Annotated in this window: 17 protein-coding genes; 7 read left to right on the top strand and 10 right to left on the bottom strand. The window is 60.8% G+C overall.

Going from position 1 to position 19,535, the window contains the following annotated elements:
• Positions 1-540 precede the first annotated feature (540 nt).
• A complete protein-coding gene (locus FBZ99_RS23405) occupies positions 541-1,245 on the top strand; it encodes an autoinducer binding domain-containing protein (RefSeq protein WP_145635114.1) in 705 nt (234 codons plus the stop codon).
• Positions 1,246-1,248: 3 nt separating this feature from the next.
• Here FBZ99_RS23405 and FBZ99_RS23400 read toward each other — a convergent pair whose 3' ends face one another.
• On the bottom strand, positions 1,249-1,569 hold the full coding sequence (locus FBZ99_RS23400; RefSeq protein ID WP_145635112.1) for a transcriptional repressor TraM: 321 nt from the start codon (positions 1,567-1,569) through the stop codon (positions 1,249-1,251).
• A 236-nt stretch (positions 1,570-1,805) separates the two neighbouring features.
• On the opposite strand from FBZ99_RS23400, the gene FBZ99_RS23395 reads away from it, so the two are divergent.
• A complete protein-coding gene (locus FBZ99_RS23395) occupies positions 1,806-2,027 on the top strand; it encodes a helix-turn-helix domain-containing protein (protein ID WP_069610815.1) in 222 nt (73 codons plus the stop codon).
• 111 nt (positions 2,028-2,138) lie between these two features.
• Here the strand turns inward: FBZ99_RS23395 and FBZ99_RS23390 are convergent, their stop codons facing one another.
• The 5 genes from FBZ99_RS23390 to traA all read right to left on the bottom strand — a co-directional run bounded on the left by FBZ99_RS23390 (position 2,139) and on the right by traA (position 9,214).
• Positions 2,139-3,332 carry an ATP-binding protein gene (locus tag FBZ99_RS23390; protein WP_145635110.1) on the bottom strand — a complete coding sequence of 398 codons (1,194 nt, stop codon included), beginning with the start codon at positions 3,330-3,332 and terminating at the stop codon, positions 2,139-2,141.
• 223 nt (positions 3,333-3,555) lie between these two features.
• Positions 3,556-4,158, bottom strand: coding sequence for a TraH family protein (locus FBZ99_RS23385; protein ID WP_145635108.1), 603 nt, complete (start codon positions 4,156-4,158; stop codon positions 3,556-3,558).
• A gap of 16 nt (positions 4,159-4,174) precedes the next feature.
• Entirely contained in the window at positions 4,175-5,338 is a 1,164-nt protein-coding gene (locus FBZ99_RS23380) for a conjugal transfer protein TraB (RefSeq protein ID WP_145635106.1), read from the bottom strand.
• The gene (gene traF / locus FBZ99_RS23375) at positions 5,328-5,894 is read right to left on the bottom strand and encodes a conjugative transfer signal peptidase TraF (RefSeq protein WP_145635103.1); all 567 of its coding nucleotides are present in this window, start codon (positions 5,892-5,894) and stop codon (positions 5,328-5,330) included. The genes FBZ99_RS23380 and traF overlap by 11 nt, the downstream gene beginning before the upstream one ends.
• Positions 5,891-9,214 carry a Ti-type conjugative transfer relaxase TraA gene (gene traA / locus FBZ99_RS23370; RefSeq protein WP_145635101.1) on the bottom strand — a complete coding sequence of 1,108 codons (3,324 nt, stop codon included), beginning with the start codon at positions 9,212-9,214 and terminating at the stop codon, positions 5,891-5,893. The genes traF and traA overlap by 4 nt, the downstream gene beginning before the upstream one ends.
• A gap of 251 nt (positions 9,215-9,465) precedes the next feature.
• Here traA and traC point away from each other — a divergent pair, with 251 nt between their 5' ends.
• From traC to traG, 3 genes are read left to right on the top strand one after another with little or no spacing between them, the layout of a single operon-like run.
• Complete coding sequence (gene traC / locus FBZ99_RS23365) at positions 9,466-9,774, top strand: conjugal transfer protein TraC (protein ID WP_145635099.1); 309 nt, start codon at positions 9,466-9,468, stop codon at positions 9,772-9,774.
• 4 nt (positions 9,775-9,778) lie between these two features.
• Complete coding sequence (traD, locus tag FBZ99_RS23360; RefSeq protein ID WP_069610808.1) at positions 9,779-9,994, top strand: type IV conjugative transfer system coupling protein TraD; 216 nt, start codon at positions 9,779-9,781, stop codon at positions 9,992-9,994.
• Complete coding sequence (gene traG / locus FBZ99_RS23355) at positions 9,981-11,918, top strand: Ti-type conjugative transfer system protein TraG (RefSeq protein WP_173002566.1); 1,938 nt, start codon at positions 9,981-9,983, stop codon at positions 11,916-11,918. Before traD ends, traG begins: the two co-directional genes overlap by 14 nt.
• Positions 11,919-12,315: 397 nt before the next feature.
• Here traG and FBZ99_RS23350 read toward each other — a convergent pair whose 3' ends face one another.
• The 4 genes from FBZ99_RS23350 to FBZ99_RS23330 form a co-directional block, all read right to left on the bottom strand.
• A complete protein-coding gene (locus tag FBZ99_RS23350; RefSeq protein ID WP_113421294.1) occupies positions 12,316-12,660 on the bottom strand; it encodes a hypothetical protein in 345 nt (114 codons plus the stop codon).
• 65 nt (positions 12,661-12,725) lie between these two features.
• Positions 12,726-13,580: a DUF932 domain-containing protein gene (locus tag FBZ99_RS23345; RefSeq protein ID WP_145635097.1), complete on the bottom strand. Its 855-nt coding sequence runs from the start codon at positions 13,578-13,580 to the stop codon at positions 12,726-12,728.
• A 446-nt stretch (positions 13,581-14,026) separates the two neighbouring features.
• A complete protein-coding gene (locus FBZ99_RS23340; protein WP_145635095.1) occupies positions 14,027-14,338 on the bottom strand; it encodes a DUF736 domain-containing protein in 312 nt (103 codons plus the stop codon).
• A 967-nt stretch (positions 14,339-15,305) separates the two neighbouring features.
• Positions 15,306-15,893, bottom strand: coding sequence for a TetR/AcrR family transcriptional regulator (locus FBZ99_RS23330; protein ID WP_162748852.1), 588 nt, complete (start codon positions 15,891-15,893; stop codon positions 15,306-15,308).
• 248 nt (positions 15,894-16,141) lie between these two features.
• Between FBZ99_RS23330 and FBZ99_RS23325 the strand changes: the two genes are divergently transcribed.
• Together FBZ99_RS23325 and FBZ99_RS23320 are read left to right on the top strand one after the other, a co-directional pair.
• A complete protein-coding gene (locus tag FBZ99_RS23325; protein ID WP_113421297.1) occupies positions 16,142-17,404 on the top strand; it encodes an HlyD family secretion protein in 1,263 nt (420 codons plus the stop codon).
• Positions 17,401-18,984: a DHA2 family efflux MFS transporter permease subunit gene (locus FBZ99_RS23320; RefSeq protein WP_233790123.1), complete on the top strand. Its 1,584-nt coding sequence runs from the start codon at positions 17,401-17,403 to the stop codon at positions 18,982-18,984. Before FBZ99_RS23325 ends, FBZ99_RS23320 begins: the two co-directional genes overlap by 4 nt.
• Positions 18,985-19,535 lie beyond the last annotated feature (551 nt).

Raw genomic sequence — 19,535 nt, 5'->3', positions numbered from 1 at the left:
CGCGGCGTTTGACGAAGCCCCTTCTCAGCTCGTCGTTTTCCAATGGCTTGTCGCTTACCAATGATCTTCCTTGTCACGATCGAAATGTTCTCGAATCCGGCGATCGAACGTGCCGAGGGCCCTGAATGAGCCTCATCCAAGTCCGACGGAATGCCTGATCGCCAAGATCGCCGCCCAAGGGAGCGTGGGCAATATGAGGATTCACCAAGTCCCCTCCGAGGACGACGGACAGCTGCCGCAGGTGGCGCAAGCGTCGGGCTTCGTGTTGCTTGGGACCATGCAAGGAGCCGAGCCACGAGCGAACCGCTTGCCGTGTTCTACCGTCGGGGCCGAAGTTTGGTTCAGGACACCCCCGAACTTGAAACAAAAAAAACAGTACCCGTTAAGCGCGAATGACGTTATCATAAAACGTTCACAAACACCGGGTGATGCGAGCACGGCGGGAGGCCGTGGTCGCCGCGATGATCTGGCGTTGCGGTACCCGGCGCCGTGCGAACAGACAAAAGGGAGGACTGACGCAATCGGACTGGAGACAACTTCATGGATAGTGATCTTCGCTCTCTCATCGACATGACTGAGATCGCCCACGACGAACGCATGATCAAGAGCGCCCTGAAGACATTTGCCCATTCATGTGGCTTCGAGCGCTTCGCATTTCTGCGGAAAGAGGGCCTGCAAATCCGAACATGCAATTCGTATTCGGAGGAATGGCAGGGCGTTTATTTCAAAAGCCGGTATGCGTTAATCGATCCCGTCATCATCGAAGCCAAACGTCGCATGGACATGTTTAGCTGGAGGGCAGATGATTGGCCGGCGCGTGGATCCTCTGAACTCAGGCGCTTTCGAGACCAGGCAATCAAACACGGCATTCGCAGCGGCGTGACGATACCCGTTGAAGGAAGCTTCGGCTCCACGATGATGCTGACCTTCGCGTCCTCGGCACAATCGGCCGACATTTCGAAACTCCGGGATCCGCGAAAGGCGGTTCATGCGTTGCTCGCGGTCCACTACGGCCTGAAAATCATCGCCGCCTCTACCATTCTTGCACCAAAACGATTGCTTTCTCCCCGGGAAGCCATGTGCATGATGTGGGCCGCGAAAGGCAAAACCGCTCCAGAAACCGCCAGGCTGACGGGGATCAAGGCGAGAACGGTCCAGCATTATCTTGATAAAGCCCGTCGCAAGCTCGGGGCCGCGACTGTTCCACAACTCGTCGCGATCGCGAAGGATCACGGATTGGTGTAACCGTCACGTCTCCTCGTCGAGCGGAACCTCGGGAACATAACCCAGAACGTCGATGATTTCCGAAAGCTCTCGCTGCTGTGCCTCGGCTTTCTTCTGGCGCGCGAGATATTCGTCTTGCAGACTGGCAAGAACATCGGCGGAGACCGACGGGTCCGCCGACGCACGGGTCCATTCTTCGTAAACAGCCTCGTCCGCGACAAGAAGGCGACGGTGTTCAAGGATCGCGGAAACGGCCAATGCTTCCAGTTCCGATTCTTGCATCGACCGGTAGCGAGAGTCACGGGCGGCCTGTTCGCCTGCCTCGGATGAGCCAGCCTCAATCATCCTTGTTTCCTCCTGCTTCATTTTCGCGGTCGCCAGGAACCGAGGCTTAGTGGCATCATGCATGCTTGCGATCGATTACCAATTTTCTGACAGTCGAGGGAAATTGATTTTTCTGTCGTTCACCGCCGAACATAAGCACCATTTGGCGCCGCGCAGGGCCTTGATTCCACATGTGGAACCGCGTTGTAGAGTATACTCCGTGGTGAAATACTCCACAAGCGGTTGCTCTCTCGATCATGGAGATTCGAGAGGTGTTCGCACGAAATCTGAAAGCTGCGCGTCTGGCCAAGGGCCTGTCGCAAGAAGAACTCGCGCATCGAGCAGGAATCGACCGAACCTATATCAGCTCCCTGGAACGCGGCGTATACAAGGCCAGTATCGTCGTGGTGGATCGCTTGGCGAGGGTCTTGGAAACAGAGGCGTCCGATCTGCTGAAACGGTTGCCGGAGGAGAAGTGAAGCCGCGATCTTGACTGACGAAAATCTCGCGGGACTTTACGATAGACATCTGCTGAGAAGGAAGGAATGCCCGCGGCAGCGTCTCGGCGAGAGACGCCGCTTGCTCGCGGCTCACATTGTCCATAGGAGAGATAGCGGTGCTGCCTGGAGCTTTTCTCCAAATGGCGTCACTCGGTCGTGGTCGTGTAGGACGAGCCCTCTCACGAAACGATCACCAACCGCCTCTTGTAACTGGCGCAACCCGCGAAAATCGTCAGATTTCACCGTTGCTGACGCCTTAACTTCTATCCCAACAACCCGGCCGCGCCGATCCTCAATGATGATATCGACTTCATCTTGGTCTCTCGTCCGGTAGTGGGAGAAGGAAAAACGCCGGCCTGACCATGACGCCAGCTTCAGCAGTTCTGAAACCACGAAGCTTTCAAGCAGAGCGCCAAATCGACCTTTGTTGTCACGTAACGCAACCGCGTCGTCTTCTCGCAAAGTCGCAAGCAAGCCTGTGTCCAGAAAGTGAAGCTTTGGTGTCTTGACGAGCCGGCTCAAGCGGTTGTTGGACCATGGGACAAGTGTCGTGATTAGAAAGAGACACTCGAGGATCGCGACGTATTTCTGTGCGGTGATGCTCGACAATCCAAGCGCCGCACCGAAACTGCTGTGATTGACCAATTGTCCAGCATGCTCCGCTAGAACTTCGAGCAACCGCGGCAACCGGTCCAACTGATCGATGTTGGCGATCTCACGTACGTCGCGGTCGAGGATCAGTTTCACATAATCTTCCAGCCAAGCCGTTCGCCGGTCGGCCGTCGGCCGACGCAAAACTTCTGGGTAACCGCCCTGCAGCACTGTCGCCATCAGGTCGTCACCAACCACCGTGTCCTCGCCGGCGGAAGGCTCCTCGCCGGCGAACAGCCGATCCAGCAGACGACCCGGGGTGGACCGGATCTCAGATTGGGCAAATGGAAACAGTGGGACAACGGCCATACGGCCGGCGAACGAGTCTGCAATCGCCGGAACGGTGGCAAGGTTGGCCGAGCCTGTAAGCAAGAACCGTCCGGGTTCGTCATCGCGGTCAACACTTTCTTTGATAGCCAGTATCAGTTCGGGCGCGCGTTGCACCTCGTCGACGACAGCCCGTTTGATGCCTCGGATAAAGCCGATCGGATCGGTCTTTGCTGCATTCAGCGTACCAACGTCGTCGAGGGTGATAAATGGACGATCTGAGCCAGAGACTTGTCGTGCGAGAGTCGTCTTTCCGGCTTGCTGCGGGCCGGCAATTAGCACAACACGCGTGTCAGTCAGCGCCATTTCGACGATCGGTCGGCTAATTTAAAGCGTATGTCTGACTGATTTTAATTTAATTTAAAGTACGGCTGATTCATAGCCTCGGCCAATCTCCGTAGATGGCGCCTCTCAAATTATAGCGGTTCGTCGCGCAGGGACATCAAGGGACGACACCAAGTTAATGCGTTTGGATCACACAAATTTTCTGCATCTGGCCCGACTTGAATAATCGTCCCCCCGCCGAGCGCTAACGCTGCCCATCGATCCGCGAAAGGTCGATCCGAATACCAGCGTCCTGCAGGTTCGATTGAGAAGCTACCGGCTCGACAGGTTGATCGGCCGTCGTCGCTTCTCGCTGGCTGGCACGAGTGGGCTGCTCTGCTGCCACGCCGCCCGGATCCTCGGCCTGAAAGACGCTCTCTCCCTCAAATTCGCCCGTCTTCCAGGCATAGACCGCGTCCTCGAATATCTGCGGGAAAACCTCGTCGCACTTAGGATTGCCGTACCACTTGGCAACGATCCTCAGAACCTTGGCAAACATCGCAGTTCCCTTGCGAAGGTTTTCGCAAGGCTCCACGAGGTCCGGTTGCAAGTCGGCTGCATCCTTGATGCCGACGCCGGCGGGAAATTGCGTCAAGCCGACGCGAACCACCGCCTGGCCGACATATTGCCTCACGATCGCCATCGCCTCGTCGGCCGACTTCGCCTTCGGAACGAGGATCAACCGGCGCCCGGATTTGATCGTCACGGCGAGGGGATCCGTCGAGCCGGCGGCCGCCACGAACTGCTCGACGACAGCGGGCCCGAGTGAGGGATCGGCGCATTCCTTGATAAACGCAGCATCCAACATGACGTCTCCTCGGGCCTCAGGTGTTGAAGGAAAAAACAAGCGGCTTGGCGAAGAGCCTTGCCCAGGCGATCGTGCTTGCCCGTTGGATTGCGACGATCGACGTGCCTTTGGTCCACCATCCGTTTCCGACGGCGATGATCAGGTCGGGGTCATCCAGCATCGATTGCAGCACCGGCCAGACGACCAGTTGCTCGTAGCAGATCAGGGGAGCGCCTCGCGCATTCCCAAGATCGACAATGGGATTTGCGAAGAAGTGGGCTCTAGCTCCGCCGCTCTTACCGAACCATGACTGCCAAGGCTGCCACATCGAGCCCGGCACCGGCATCCGTTCGCGATAGAGGAGCCTGCCGCCAGTTGCGGAGACGGCAATGAGGACGTTGTCGTAGCCAGCCGCGTCCACGGTGGCCGCGCCAGCGACGACGGTAATGTCCGTATCCTGAAGAGCATTGACCCAGAGCCGTTCGACCGTCGGCGTCCAGAAACCCAAGGCGCTCTCTGGGAGCACGATCGTTGGGCGGTCATCAGCTCCACGACCCTTCACCGTCGCAATCAGATCACGGTGGCGTTGAATGCTAATGTCACGGCCGAGCGAAGGTCCCATTTCGAGATCGACGCCTTGCCAACCATCGGGTAGATGCGGCTCGGTCCAGGTAGCGGCGGACCACAACCAGAAGCCTGCGAAGGCGATTATGACAGCCGGCCACATGCGGGTTACGAGGCCCATGAGACCGGCTGTGATTGCAAGCAAACCCGCCCATCCCCAACCGGGAAACAGAACCCCGGCGGATGTCATAGGATTTGCCCAGCCGGCAATGCCGCAAGGTGGGATCGCCAATAGGGCAGTCGCCACCAGATAGCGCAACGGGCGAGGACCAGAGCGCTTCGTCCAGAGCACCGCATGCACGCCAACAAAACTCCCCGACGCACACAGCCATAGCAACAGGCCGGGCCAGATGTCCGATGAATAGAAGGCGGCGACACCCTGTGGCAGACCACGTGATGCTGCCAGGAAATACCCGGCTGAAACAAGCGCCGCCACCGATCGTGTTTGCGCCCGCGCCCAAAGAATCGGGAACGCCAGTGCGGTCGGGAGCAGCAAGACATGACCACTCCATCCGATTGTCCCCGCGACGATCGCTCCAATGATCAGCAGCGTTGGTTCGAAATGATCACGGCGCATAGGTCAGAACCTGTTGCGCGAGACCCAGGATGCCGGCAGCGGGAACGGGACCGAAATAGCGCGAATCAAATGATCCAGCGAAAGCCGAATGAAGGAAGACGCAGCTCGCTGGCACGATGCCTCCGACGAAAGGCATCAGCGGCCGTCCCTCGCCATCTCGCGGGACAATGGTGGAGAAGGGAACCGGACGGCCATCCACAGTCACACTGGCGCCGATATCGACCCGTTGTCCCGCAACGGCCATAACCATCTTGATGAGCGGTGCCACGCCGCCTGGGCACAAGCCGGAGCGCAGATAGCCGCGACTGCGCGCCTCCTGCATGGCTGGCGTTCGAGGCGGGCAGATGAACACGAGATCGCCGACGGCGGCCGCACGATCGAGCTTGACGATACGCCAGAGACCGAGTGGTTCGCTCGGCGTGAGATTGATCCGATAGTTGCCAGACCAGGCGACCAAGGTCGTTCCCAGCAAGGCCATTGGGATCATGGCCAAGCCAAGTTGGATGAGTTTGTTGTGTCGCCTTGCTGGCGCCATCTTCAAGACGGGCATGATCATGTCAGCGACATCCCCTGGGTCTTGCTCTGGCGAAGCGTCTCGGCCTGTTTGACTGCTTCGACCGTCCGCTCATGGGCGCTGAGTTGCTGCGCCGCGCGCATCAGGCTCCAGGCAGATTGGACTTCCTCCTTCTGAGCAGAGTTCATGCCCCCAGTGACCGTCTTGAAGGTTTCCCCGTTCGTATCCTTGGCGGCCAAGGGCAGGAAGGTCCGTTCGCCGAAGCGCTCCGTGACCGCCTTGGCAAATCCCTCCAGTTCCGCCTTCACCATTTTGTCGGCAAGCGCGAACTCGAGCGCCGACGGAAGATCGTTTCGATCAATGGCGTCGCGCACCCGTTCAAGCGTCTGGCGCGCACTTGGCGACAGCGCCGGAATGTCGATCGAGACCTTGCGACGAGCCGCCATTTCATCCGCCTGATAGCGCTGTTCTGCGTGGCTGCGCTGACGCATGTAATCGCTGAGACTCTGCGCCAGGGCTGGCACATTGCGCTCAGCCCGCTCACGGTCCTGCTTGTCGGCGCGGCTGGCGAGCAAGCCCGATTTCCCGTTGAGGGGGCCAAAACTATCCGGTTGGTTGGCGATCTTCGCAAGCGTCGTTTTTGCGATCGCTTCATCCTTCAGCAAGGCGTCCACATTGACTGATCTGAATGCGGCTTCCGGCTGCGCGTAGACCAGATGGAAGCGGGTCGACACGTCATCCCATTGCTTCTTCAAGCCGGGATCGGCTTCGACCTTTTCGGCAATCGCCTGCTCGACGGTTTTCGTGGATGTCGCGATGCCGGCAACCATAGGGCTGGCCTCCTTGCTGCTTTGGGAGTGGGTCGGTTTGGTGCTGGCACCAACGCCGAGTTTGGCGCCGACGGTGAGGAGCCGGTGGGCAAGATCGGCCAGTTTCTGTTTCTGGCGGATCGTCCATTCGAGCCGGTCGCGAACAACCGTTCTGGCGACGTTGACGATATGCAGGCCGCGTCCTTCGGCAAAACGCAGTGCTTGGCGATAGAGGCTGCCCTTCTCGTAATCGAGCGTGGCTTCCTTGGCTTGTCTGCGTGATAGGATCTCGACGAGGCCGCCGGCGAATGCGAAGGACCGGGTACCGTAATAAATGCGGAGATCCTCGCGATGACGCGTCATCGCTACATAGGTCAGATGCCGATCGAGGGAGAGTGACGCGAGCACCTTCACTCGGTCGACGGTGGCGCCCTGGCTCTTATGAATCGTCGTGGCATAGCCATGGTCGAGATTGCTGTAGAAGCGCTGTTCGACGGTAATCCGCCGGCGATGCTCACCTTCGCCGATCTCGGCGACAATGCGGTTTTGAGCGGCTTCGACAACCTTGCCGAGCATGCCGTTCTTGACACCGAGCGATCCTTCATTCTTCAGGAAGACGATCTGGTCGCCGCTCGCGAAGTTGCGGTGCCCATCCTCCGTCCGGAATGCAAAACCTTCGCCAAGGATGCCACGCTCGACGAGCTCGCCCCGTGCCATGCCGTTCAGTTTTCGCACATCACGCCGAAGGTGGGCGAGGATCAATGTCGTCTTCGTCGGGTCAAAGTCCCGACTCCAATCGGCGATAAGCCTATCGGCTGCCTCGTCCTTCAGCGTCAAACCGATCATTCGATCATGAGCGGTATAGGCAGCGATAGCCTTGCGGATATTGCCGCGAGCGAGATTGAGCGACGCATCGCGCATCCATTGCTCGCGCTGGCGGTAGATGGTCTCGAGCTCCGCATAACCGATACGGTCGGCGATCGCGCGAAACGCGGCTCCCGCTTCGATTGGCTGAAGCTGTTCGGGATCGCCGACCAGGACAAGCTTGGCGCCGGCCTTCGTCACCGTCTCGACCAGCTGCGCCATCTGCCGCGACGACACCATGCCGGCCTCGTCGAGAACGAAAACCGTCCTTGCGTCGAGTTGGTTTCGGCCTTGGCTCCAGCGAAGCTCCCAGGACGAAAGCGTGCGCGAGGCAATCCCAGCTTCCTTCTCCAGCCCTTCGGCGGCCTTGCCGGCAAGCGCGCCACCGACGACACGATAGCCGGCGGCTTCCCACGCCTCGCGCGCCGCCTTCATCATCGTCGTCTTGCCGGCGCCAGCACGGCCGATGACAGCTGTGATCCTCTCGGATCCAGCGACATGCTCGATCGCGGTCCTCTGCTCCTGCGACAGTCGGGAATGGTGCTTGAACGTCGCCGCCAACACGGCTTCCCGAACACCATGCGAGGATCGTGCCGACAGCCACATGGCACGGCTGGCCATCTCGGCTTCCAGCCGGATCAGTTCGCGCGTCGTGTATTTGGCCGGCACCCGGGCGCCGCTCGCAAACGCGATCCGCTCGCCTTCGAGACAGAGCGCTTCGGGGCTCTGCAGGACACGAACCATCAGATTCTGGAACAGAACGGCATCATCGATATAGCGATGCAGGATCTTCGCGACATCCTGGCTATCGAAGACGCTCCTTTCCCGGGTTATCAGCTCGAGGACGATCTCCGGCCGGCGCTGGATGCGTCTTGCGTTCTCACTTCGCCGCACCTCCTGCAGCTCGATCCGTTCGAGCTTTGGCGACAATGGCGATGATTGTGCTTTCGCCCGCTCCGCCTTCCGGTCAATGGCCGTCGCGCCGACGCCGACATGGATGGTCGGCTCCACTTCGACACTCTGTTTTTCGAAGGAACGGCCATCGACGCGAATGTCGAGGCCGGCCATCGCCAGATGCCGGTTCTGGCAGGCGAACCATCCGTCGCGAAAGGAATTGAAGTCATCGAGGCTTCCGGCCCAGAGTTCGTAGACGATCTTGCCAGAGTGGTTGCGGATCGGATTGCCGTCTGGCCCGGGAACCGCGACCTTCTTGGCACCGAACCCGTCTTCGGTCAGCGGCCTCAACGTCGTCATCAGATGTACGTGCGGGTTGCCCGGCGCATCATGATAGACCCAATCCGCCACCATTCCCTTGGCGGTGATGTGCCGTTCGACGAAATCGCGAACAAGCGCGATATTGCGCTCGGCCGTGAGTTCGATCGGCAGCGCGATCGTGACATCCTTGGCGAGCTGGGCATCGGAACGTTTCTCGAAATCCTCGACCTTGTTCCAGAAGGCTTCCGACGCGCCCGACACCGAGCGATCGGCGATCATCGACCGCAACCATTCCGGTGCGTCGGTTGGAATGACGAACTCCTCATGCAGGAGGCCCTGCTTGCGGGTATAGTCGATCGTCCGCGCTTCCCGCTCGTATTCCATTTTCGCGCAGTGGCGATAGGCCGCCGACAGCACCGCGCTGCGGCCGGAGCCGCGGGCGACGACGCTGACGGAGAAATGAGGCACGGCCACGACGGTCTGGGCTCCCGGTTGCGGACAAAACCAATGCTTGCGTCGGGAGCGGGCCTCGCCGGGGCGAAAAGCTAAGCGTCGCGACAGCGACGTATAATTGCGCCCTTGGAACCCGCTCCTTCGGAACGGCAGGGATCATTCACCAAAGCATCGCCCTTGGCGATTGTAGGATTCACAGTAGTGCCTTCGCTACTCGAGTTCCGGAAACTGGCCTTGAAAGACACGCTTTCTCAGCCAGGAGACGATCGCAAATGAAGAGACCTTCCTCGAAAATCCGCGACGAAATCGCCAGACTCCAGGAACAGCTCAAGGCCGCGGAAACCCGCGAAGCCGAGCGGATCGGCCGAATTGCCCTCAAGGCTGGTCTTGGAGAAACCGAGATCGATGAAGCGGAGCTACAGGCGGCCTTCGAGAATATCGCGCAACGTTTTCGCGCAGGCCAAGATGGCGGGAGTGGGGCCACGACCGGCGGCGAAAAAGGCGATGGAAAAGGCACCACGGGTACGCCGACCGCGATGGTCCCGCCTGGCGCGGCTCAGGGCGGCGGTCGCGAGGCTTGATCGGATGGCGAGAACGACGACATCCGATGCCCGCAAGAAGGACACACGCGAGAAAATCGAACTCGGCGGCCTGATCGTCAAGGCTGGCTTGCGATATGAGAAACGCGCGCTTCTGCTTGGAGCGTTGCTCGAACTGAACGCCCGGCTGAGGTCGGACGAAGGCGAGCGGGCGCGGCTGATCGCGATCGGTGTGAAAGCGTTCAGCGATGACGGCGAATAAACTTGCTCTCCTCGCCGCGCCGGTCGTGCTGATGATGCTCGCCGTCCTCGGCACGGCCGGTATCGAGGATTGGCTATCGGCCTTTGGAAGGACGGAGGCCGCGAGGTTGGCATTGGGTCGCGTGGGCATCGCGACGCCCTATGTCACCGCTTCGGCCATCGGCCTGACCTTCCTGTTCGCGAGCACGGGCGCGACCGGCATCAAGTTCGCGGGTTGGGGCGTTGCCGCCGGGAGCATGGTGACGATCCTGATCGCGGCGATACGCGAGACGACACGTCTCATCTCATTCGTCGGTCAGGTTCCGGCGGGTGGGTCCATCGCCGCGTATCTCGACCCCGCAACGATGATCGGCGCGGTGGCCGCATTGATGGTGGGAAGTTTCGCGCTGCGGGTGATGCTCATCGGCAACGCCGCCTTCGCCCGCGCCGAGCCGAGGCGTATCCGAGGGCGCAGGGCGCTGCATGGCGAGGCCGACTGGATGAACATGCGGGACGCGGCGAGGCTTTTTCCCGACACCGGCGGCATCGTCATCGGCGAACGCTACCGCGTCGACAAGGATAGCACCGCGGCGCGTCCCTTCCGCGCGGGCGACGCCGAGAGCTGGGGCGGCGGCGGCAAGGCATCGCTGTTGTGTTTCGACGGTTCGTTCGGATCGTCGCACGGTATCGTTTTCGCCGGTTCGGGCGGTTTCAAGACAACGTCCGTGACAATCCCGACGGCCCTTAAATGGGCCGGCGGCCTTGTCGTGCTGGACCCCTCGAACGAGGTCGCGCCAATGGTGCGCGGGCATCGCGAAGCCGCCGCGCGCTTCATCCGCCTTCTCGATCCAAAGGAACCCGAAACCGGGTTCAACGCGCTCGATTGGATCGGTCGGCATGGCGGAACCAAGGAAGAGGATATCGCCTCGGTCGCATCGTGGATCATGAGCGACAGCGGCGGCCCGCGCGGCGTCCGCGACGACTTCTTCCGCGCATCGGCGCTTCAGCTGTTGACCGCGCTGATCGCGGACGTCTGCCTATCCGGGCATACCGACACGGCGAACCAGACCTTGCGCCAGGTTCGTTCGAATCTGGCGGAACCAGAGCCGAAACTGCGCGAGCGACTGCAATCCATTTACGAGAATTCCAACTCGGATTTCGTCAGGGAGAATGTCGCCGCCTTCGTCAACATGACCGCGGAAACCTTTTCTGGCGTCTATGCCAACGCGGTCAAGGAAACGCACTGGCTGTCCTACGCCAACTATGCCGCGCTCGTGTCGGGTTCGACTTTCTCGACCGACGCGCTCGCGGATGGCAAGACCGATGTGTTCATCAACATTGATCTGAAGACGCTCGAGACGCATGCCGGCCTTGCGAGGGTGATCATCGGATCGTTCCTCAACGCGATCTACAATCGCGACGGCGCGCTGGAGGGCAGGGCGCTCTTTCTCCTCGATGAGGTTGCCAGCCTCGGCTACATGCGAATCCTGGAGACCGCTCGCGATGCCGGCCGCAAGTATGGCATCACGCTGACGATGATCTACCAGTCGATCGGGCAGATGCGCGAAACCTATGGCGGCCGCGACGCCGCGAGCAAGTGGTTCGAAAGCGCGAGCTGGATCTCCTTCGCGGCGATCAATGATCCCGAGACCGCCGACTATATCTCGAAACGCTGCGGCATGACCACGGTCGAGATCGATCAGGTCAGCCGCGGTTCCCAAGCGAAGGGTTCATCGCGAACGCGTTCGAAGCAGCTGGCCGCCCGGCCGCTGATCCAGGCGCATGAGGTTCTTCGCATGCGAGCGGACGAGCAGATTGTGTTCACGGCCGGGAACGCGCCACTTCGGTGCGGCCGTGCGATTTGGTTCCGGCGGGATGACATGAAGGCCCGCGTCGGCGCGAACAGGTTTCATCGCGACGGGAAGACGTTCGAAAGACCTGACTGATCGAACCGACGCGCGGTCCAAGAAGCAAGGCCGATCCCCAAAAAAATGAAGAGCATCGGAGAAATCAGCAGGGCGCCGGCCGCCGGCCGGGATTTCGGGAATTCTCGACGCGCGAGGAGCGGACAAAGGGCAGCCGTGGGAGCTTCAACATCGTGGCCCGAAGGGAAAGCGGGACCGACTGCCCCGCTCCTCGCGCTCCGCTTTTTCAGGGGCGGGCGGGGAGCATCGAGGGGTGGGGCGCGAGGGGCACCCCTCGACCTGTCGCGCTCGGCTTGGAGAGCGGCGCGGGACAGGCAAGCCGCCGACAAACCAATCTAGCCTCATCAATGTCGCCAAGGGCGCTGGCGCGATCTTCGCCGCTGCTCGCCTTCGATGCTAATCGGCGGAAAGAGGCGATTTAGCCCTGGTCGTTTTTCTTCGATGTCGCGACCGCCAGGGCCTCGTCTGCCTCCTTGGAGAGTGTAACGAGCTCGAGGATCGGGCGAGGGGCCGAACAAAACGCGAGGCGATCGCGCACGATGCAGGAAAAGCCGCTATCGGTCGAAACGCGAAACCCTTCCGGGATCTCCTCCTCAAACCATCGGTCACCCGCTTCGATGCAGTCGCGAATATCGTTCAAGGTGACGAAGGACGCGCCACCCCACGACGAGGGAACGCGCCCGTGAATTGCGTTGGCCAATGCCATGGGACGAACATGCCCGTTGATCTCCCGCGAATTGGAGATGGGATGAACAGTGTTCATTGGTATTTTCTCCGATAGAATGGACATGAATGTGAAGCGCCGCCAGGGCGGCGGCGCTCCCGCGATCACCGCGCGCTTTTCAAGGCCGCCATCCTTTCCCCGAGCAGCCAAAGCGCCTTGTTGAGCTTGATGTCCTGATCGATACCGTTCACGGCGCGGGATTTCACGCGACGGCGCCTGCCAAGATCGTCGCGGCCAACACCACGCAACCCGCCCTTGATGGCGTTTTCCTGCACGACGTTCCAGACTGTCCAAAGATCGTCGGCTCGGTCGTCATGACGGCGGGGGATAAGCAACTGTTCGGCCTTGATCGGCGTCGTGGTCTCGCCATCCTTGTCTCCAAAGCGCAGGACATGGGCGGCGTCCGCGAGAATATCCCTCTCATCACGGTTCAATCGCAGGGTTGACCAATCCTGTGGGGCGACAAGCGTGCGTTCGGCCTCGCCAAGCACGCGATAGGTCCCCTCGATAACCTTGTGCTGGACATCGCCGGAATGGCGAACCTTGATGGCATCGATGGTGCCGGTCCGCGTCACCAGGGAATTGAGGCAACGAACCCGAAACAGTCCCGCCATCAATTCATAGGCGCTGGTGCCGTCATTGGCATTCTTGAGGAGGATTTCGCAAACGGTATCGCCGACATTGTAAACCTTGCCGTCGTCGATGCGGCGCAAGCGGATCAGATGCTTGGTGAAGTCGGCTTTTCCCTCAATGCGACTGTGCGACTGCTTCGCCCCGACCGGCATGAAGCCTTCCCGGACGAGACCCCGCAGAATCTCGATGGTGGGAATAGGCCGGAAGCGTTCCGACCGGCTTTCATGGGCGGTCACCGCGAAAATGGAAGGGGCAATGCGGCGCATTTCGGCTTCAGTCAGCGCGCGGCCAGTGTCGAAACGCGCGGTCTCGGTATAGATGCTCATTGTCAGTCTCCATTGGTTAGGGTTGCCATCCGCAGGGTAAGCCCCTCGGGCGAAGCCTCCCCGGTCTTGCCTGGGGAATGGCCTCTGACATTCCCCGGGACAGAGAGGGGAGGGCGAAAGCCCGCCCCACGGCGGCGAACGGGACTGTCAAGCGGCGTGGCGCGGAAGCCGGGGTATCTTCACGGGTCCGCTTGCGGACTGGCGCGGAAGATGAACCGGCTTCACGGGCCGCTTGACCGGCCTGAGCGGCGATGTCAGGGGCGAGCAAATTGAAGCGGCCCGGCACGGGCCTCATCAACGGATGCGTCAGCGCTGCGTTCGATAAACGACCGTTATCGGCGGAAGAACCGGGTGGGTGCCATCAACATCGAACGCGCTCCTTCGCGGAATGCGCCTCGGCCAGCAAATTGAGAAAAGGCCCCGCCTGATTGGCGGGGCCCCGGATCTCAATCGCGGTTCGGGCGGGACCAGATGAGCTGGTAGCCATCCTCGCCTTCGACCTCCGTGAGCATCGCGTAGATCGGGGAGGGGAAGCTCGGATCGTCCAGCTTGACCGAGAGATAGTCACGGTCGCTCTCGTTGGAGCGCTTCTGCCAGGCGGCGCCGAGCTCAACCGGACCGGCGTAGACGCGGAAGTGCGGACCCTTGTCGGAGGGGCTTTTCACGCGGGTAATGCGTGCCTTTACGTTGAGGGCGAGGGTGCGGATTGAGCCGACGAAGCCGCTTTCAGTCGAAGTGAAGGTGCCGATGGTAGCCATTTTCCTATTCCTTTTGCTGTTTCGAGCCGCTCCATTGCGGCTCGATGGCAGTCACAAAGGCCGGGGACGATCAGACCGCACCCCGTGGGGCCGGAACACGGTGGAGGGCGGCGCGGAGAGACTTTCTTGTCTCGCGAGGAATGACGGCGAAGCCGGAAGGGGATGAAAGTCTCGTGGCACCGTTGCGGGAAGATGAGCGAGGCGCAGCCGTTCTCCGGTCAGACCTGCCCCATCGAGCCCGCATGTGGAGCCGCGGCGAATTGGCGAGGGAATATGACGTTGGCGATCAGCACGGGGAAATTTCCGACAGATGGCCATGTCCGGCTCAACTGGACCGCCAGACTGACATGAAGGCATGCGCATTCCCTCGCGTGACGTCCGGCGAGGGTCGCGCTCGCGGGGCAAACTCGCAGTCATGGAGTTGCCGCGCGATTGGTCGCTTGGAGGAAAACCGCTTTAGCGCACAAGACCGTTTGTCACCGAGTCCAAGCACTCCCGGAAGCGGAGACCCAACACTCCGGATCGGTCGATCTCGGGGGAAATTGGATCTCAGCACCACGGAAAGGCCACGTGACCCCGCGAGCCGGCGAGGAAACCGGCACCACCAAGAGCGGCGGCCGGCATTGACGCCCCATCCGGCATGAAGAGCATCAAGCCGCCTTCCAAGCGTCCGCCATGGGCCGCGGTCGGTGGAGGCACCCCCGCTGTCGAGCGCGCGGCCAGCCCATCGACATGTTCTCGCGCTATCGCGAGCGCTTGCGGGAGCGGCTTGGACAGCACCGGAGACGCTTCGGCCGGCACGCTCGGACCTGACTGAGGCTCACCGGCGGGCTCCGTTTCGCTGGGAGCTGCCTTGACGCCGCTGTCGCGCCCTGCTCACCCGCGCGGCGGGCCCCGCGAGGAACGATTTACAGGCAGCGCCGGAATATCTAGGCCTGTTGCCGCGATCTCGCGAAGGCCATGACCGTCAAACGCCGCTGTAGCCGCAGCCGCGTAGGAAAAAAGTGGCCGCCTCGCGTGCATGATCTTCCATTTGTGTCTTCACGGGCGTGAGATCGGCATGAAATAGCGAAGAGATCATCATCGGCAGCAACACCAGATCGATGAAGTATCGGGTCGTGGCTTCAAGGCTGGCCGGCGCGAAGGCGGGCAATGGCTTGAGTTCCTCGGCCTCCGCCAACTCCGCCACGAGTTTCATCGCGGTAGCCGTTCCGTGTGCTCGCATGGCGTAGTGGATCGTCGTCGCCAGATCCGGATGGCGGGTCGCTTCACCGATCACGCTGCGTATGAGCCCGATGGTCTCCGACCTTATGGCCCGCTGGAGGATCAGGACCCCCGCGGATTGGAAGCGTTCAAGAATGCTGCCCGATGTGGCGGAGGCGACCATCTCGCCGGATTTTTGCGCCCAACGGATGACGACTTCCCTGAACAAGGTCTCCTTGTTGATGAAGCGCGCATAGATGCTCGGCTTGCCGGCCCTCGCCACCTCGGCAATCTCGTCGATGCTGGCGCCCTCATAACCTCGAGCGATGAAGACCTGGAGCGCGGCCTGCAAAATTCTGTCCTCGACTTCCCCCGCCCTCTCCCTCGGGGGGCGCCCACGTCGCGTCGCATTTGTCTTCCCCGGTATAATCTGGGGTTTTGCCATCTCTCGCGGCATGACGGACCTCACTGTTTTTTGATTGGCTCGGACGCGGTTTAGCACCCTCCGCGGCTCTTGACTAACACTCCGATCAGTTCTACGTCAATATTTTAATTGAACGTTTCGTTTCAATTTAAGCCTAGTGACGGAAGAAGTAGAAGATGAGCACGCCTCAGGATGAGACCCTCGGAAAATTAATCGTACTGGAGCCGAAGAGCGCCGGTGCCAAGGTAAATCATGAGCAAGGCGGCCTGCCGGCCGAACAGGAAAGAGCGGAAGCACCACGACCCGGCGATAAAACCCTATCCCTCGACGAAAACGAGACGCCGGAGCCGGATGATCCCGGTCATGAGGATGCGACTGGCAGCCCCTCCCGGCGCCGGTGGGTGCTCCTGATCGGCGGAAGCGCACTTGCCGCGGCGGCGGTGGCGGCCTTTCTCTATTGGGACGACGCCTCTCATTATGAGAGCACCGACGATGCCTTCATCGCCGCGCGTCAATATGCCATCACCTCTCGGGTAGCCGGCTATATTTCTTCCGTCCCGGTCACCGACAACCAGCACGTAGCGAGTGGCGAGGTAATCGCCCGCATCGATGATCGCGACTACCAGACGGCTCTTGAGCAGGCCCAGGCGCAGGTCGCAGCGGCGAACGCCAATATCAAGAATACACAGGCGCAGAAGCGGGTTCAGCAAGCGAATGTGGAAGAAGCCGAGGCGCAGGTCGCACAGGCCGAGGCCAATCTCGTCTTCGCCCAGCAGCAGAACGACCGCTATCAGGGATTGGTGAAGAGCGGCTCCGGCACTCTTCAGGAAGCGCAGCAATATACCTCGCAACTGCACCAGCAGCAGGCCGCGCTCAACACCGATCAGGCTTCGCTGACCGCCGCGCGGCGTCAGCTGGATGCCTATGACTTCCAGATCGCCAACGTTGAGGCCACTCTCAAGCAGGATCAAGCCCAGCTCGACCAGGCCAAGCTCAATTTATCCTACACGACGATGGCGGCGGCTCAGCCTGGTCGAGTGGTGCAGTTGTCGGCCGGCGACGGCGAATATGTGCAAGCGGGCACGAATCTGGCGATGTTCGTGCCGGACAAGCTCTGGGTCACGGCCAACTTCAAGGAGACCCAGCTCGATCATATGCGTCCAGGCCAGCCGGTAACGCTGACGATCGACGCCTATGGGGGACGTACGATCCATGGCCATGTCGCGAGCGTGCAGCCGGGATCGGGAACGGCATTCTCATTGCTTCCCGCGGAAAACGCCACTGGCAACTATGTGAAGATCGTCCAGCGCGTTCCCGTGAAGATCGAGCTTGATGACGTGCCGAGCGATCTCGCGTTGGGCCCCGGCATGTCCGTCGTCCCGACGGTGCGCACCGATGCCAGCCCCTCTTTGTGGGAAAGCCTGAGGAACGTGTTGTGAGCACGAACGCTGCCGCCGGATCGGCGCCGAACCCTTGGATCATCGCGATCGTCGTCGCGCTTGCCAGCTTCATGGAAGTGCTTGACACAACCATCGCCAATGTCGCGCTGAACTATATTTCCGGCGGCCTTGGTGTCAGCCAGGACGAAGCGTCCTGGGTCGTCACCACCTACCTCGTTTCCAACGCCGTGATCGTGACGGCCACGAGTTATCTCGTGCGAATTCTCGGCCGTCGGACTTTCTTTCTCGGCTGCCTCGCACTCTTCACCATCAGCTCCGTTATGTGCGGCTTCGCGCCCAATCTGCAATTCCTCCTGCTTGCCCGCATCCTGCAGGGTATCGGTGGCGGCGGCATGGTGCCGGTCGCGCAATCCATTCTGGCCGACAGCTTTCCACCTGAAAAGCGGGGGCAGGGCTTCGCCCTGTTCGGCGTAGCCGTCGTCGTCGCCCCCGTGGTCGGGCCGACATTGGGCGGGTGGCTTTCGGATAACTTCTCATGGCACTGGTGCTTCCTGATCAACGGCCCCGTCGGCGTCTTGACGCTCGCCGCCGTTGCCATGCTGATCAAGGAGCCGGTGGGCGCCAAGCAAGAACGTGCCCAGAAACGCGGGCGGGAGCCTGGCTTCGATTGGATCGGCTTCGGGCTAGTCGCCACCTTCCTTGGAATGCTGGAGCTGATGCTCGACAGAGGACTGGAGGACGATTGGTTCGGCTCCAGCTTCATCGTCGTGGCGGCAGTGATCTGCGCGCTTGCCTTCCTGCTGATGATCCCCTGGGAACTGCGGCACCGAAATCCGGCCGTCGACATCAGGATGCTGGTCGGTCGTCAGTTCGGCACCTGCTTTCTGGTGATGATGGCAACCGGCGCGCTGCTGCTCGCCACGACGCAATATTTGCCCCAGCTGGTTCAGCAGAATCTCGGCTACACGGCCACATGGGCGGGGCTGATGCTGTCGCCCGGCGGCGTAGTCACCATGGTCATGATGTTCGTGGTCGGTTTCCTCTCATCGAAAATACAGCCGAAATATCTGATCGCGATCGGCGCCGGCTTCGTCGCCCTGTCGATGTATCAGGTAACCAGCGTCTATGGCGCCGTGGGTTTCTGGTATCTCGCCGCGGCCCGCATGCTGCAGGGGATTGGCCTGCCATTCATCTTCCTGCCGATCACCTCGGCTTCCTACGACGGAATTCCCGCTAGCAAGACCGACCAGGCCTCCGCGCTGCTGAACGCCGCCCGCAATACCGGCGGATCGATTGGCGTGTCGTTGATTTCCAACATTATCACCCATCGCGAACAGTTTCACCAAAGCCGCCTGGTGGAACACATCATCCCGTCGAACAGCGCCTACCAGGATACCTATGGTCAGTTGAGCAGCTATTTCATGGCGCAAGGAAGCTCACTTTCCACCTCCCATCAACAGGCACTCGCCTGGATCAATCAGCAAATTCAGAGCCAGGCTTCGTTTCTTTCCTATGTCGATGCTTTCTGGGTCCTGACGTTGATCTCGCTCGCGGCCATCCCTCTTGCCTTGACGCTGCGCAACGTGACGCTCGGCAAGAAGGCATCCATGGGACATTGACGCGCCGTCACTCCCGGCCGGAGTTTTCGAGGCGACGGGAGTTCCGACCGGGACGAGCCGGCCGCGCATACTGTGAGCGCAACCGTTCATCCGGCCATTGCGATGCATCGACGGTCTTCCGGAACAAAACCCTGACAGCTGTCAGGGTTTTGGCCCAAGCTCGCCGGAGGGGTGACGCGAAGTATATCGCCTCTGTGTCGGTCGCCGGGCGACGCGCACCTACCAAAGACCGCCCTTCTAATGGCCACTGTTTGAAAAACCCTGACAGCTGTCAGGGTTTTCGCGCGTCCACCAAAGCCAGACCACGCTCGCTCCAGCGAGAGAGAACTCCCAACTTCAAAGTTGAAGGTCGCCTCCAACCGCCCGTGATCATTACCTGCGAATATCGCCATTACCGCTACTCGCGCTCAGCGAAGTTCCAACACGTCCATCGAGCATACGCGGCTTTCCTCGTGGCGATCCTGGCGCATCCTGCCGCCAGGTCGCAATGCCGCGTTGATTACCGCGAATTCCATCACCCGTGGCCGCGAACTCGGACACCCTGGAACAGC

The sequence above is a fragment of the Rhizobium sp. ERR 1071 genome (assembly GCF_007828675.1).
GTDB classification, from domain to species: domain Bacteria; phylum Pseudomonadota; class Alphaproteobacteria; order Rhizobiales; family Rhizobiaceae; genus Rhizobium; species Rhizobium dioscoreae.
The sequence above is the reverse complement of the archived record's forward strand: the minus strand, read 5'-3'. Positions and strand labels throughout refer to the sequence as shown.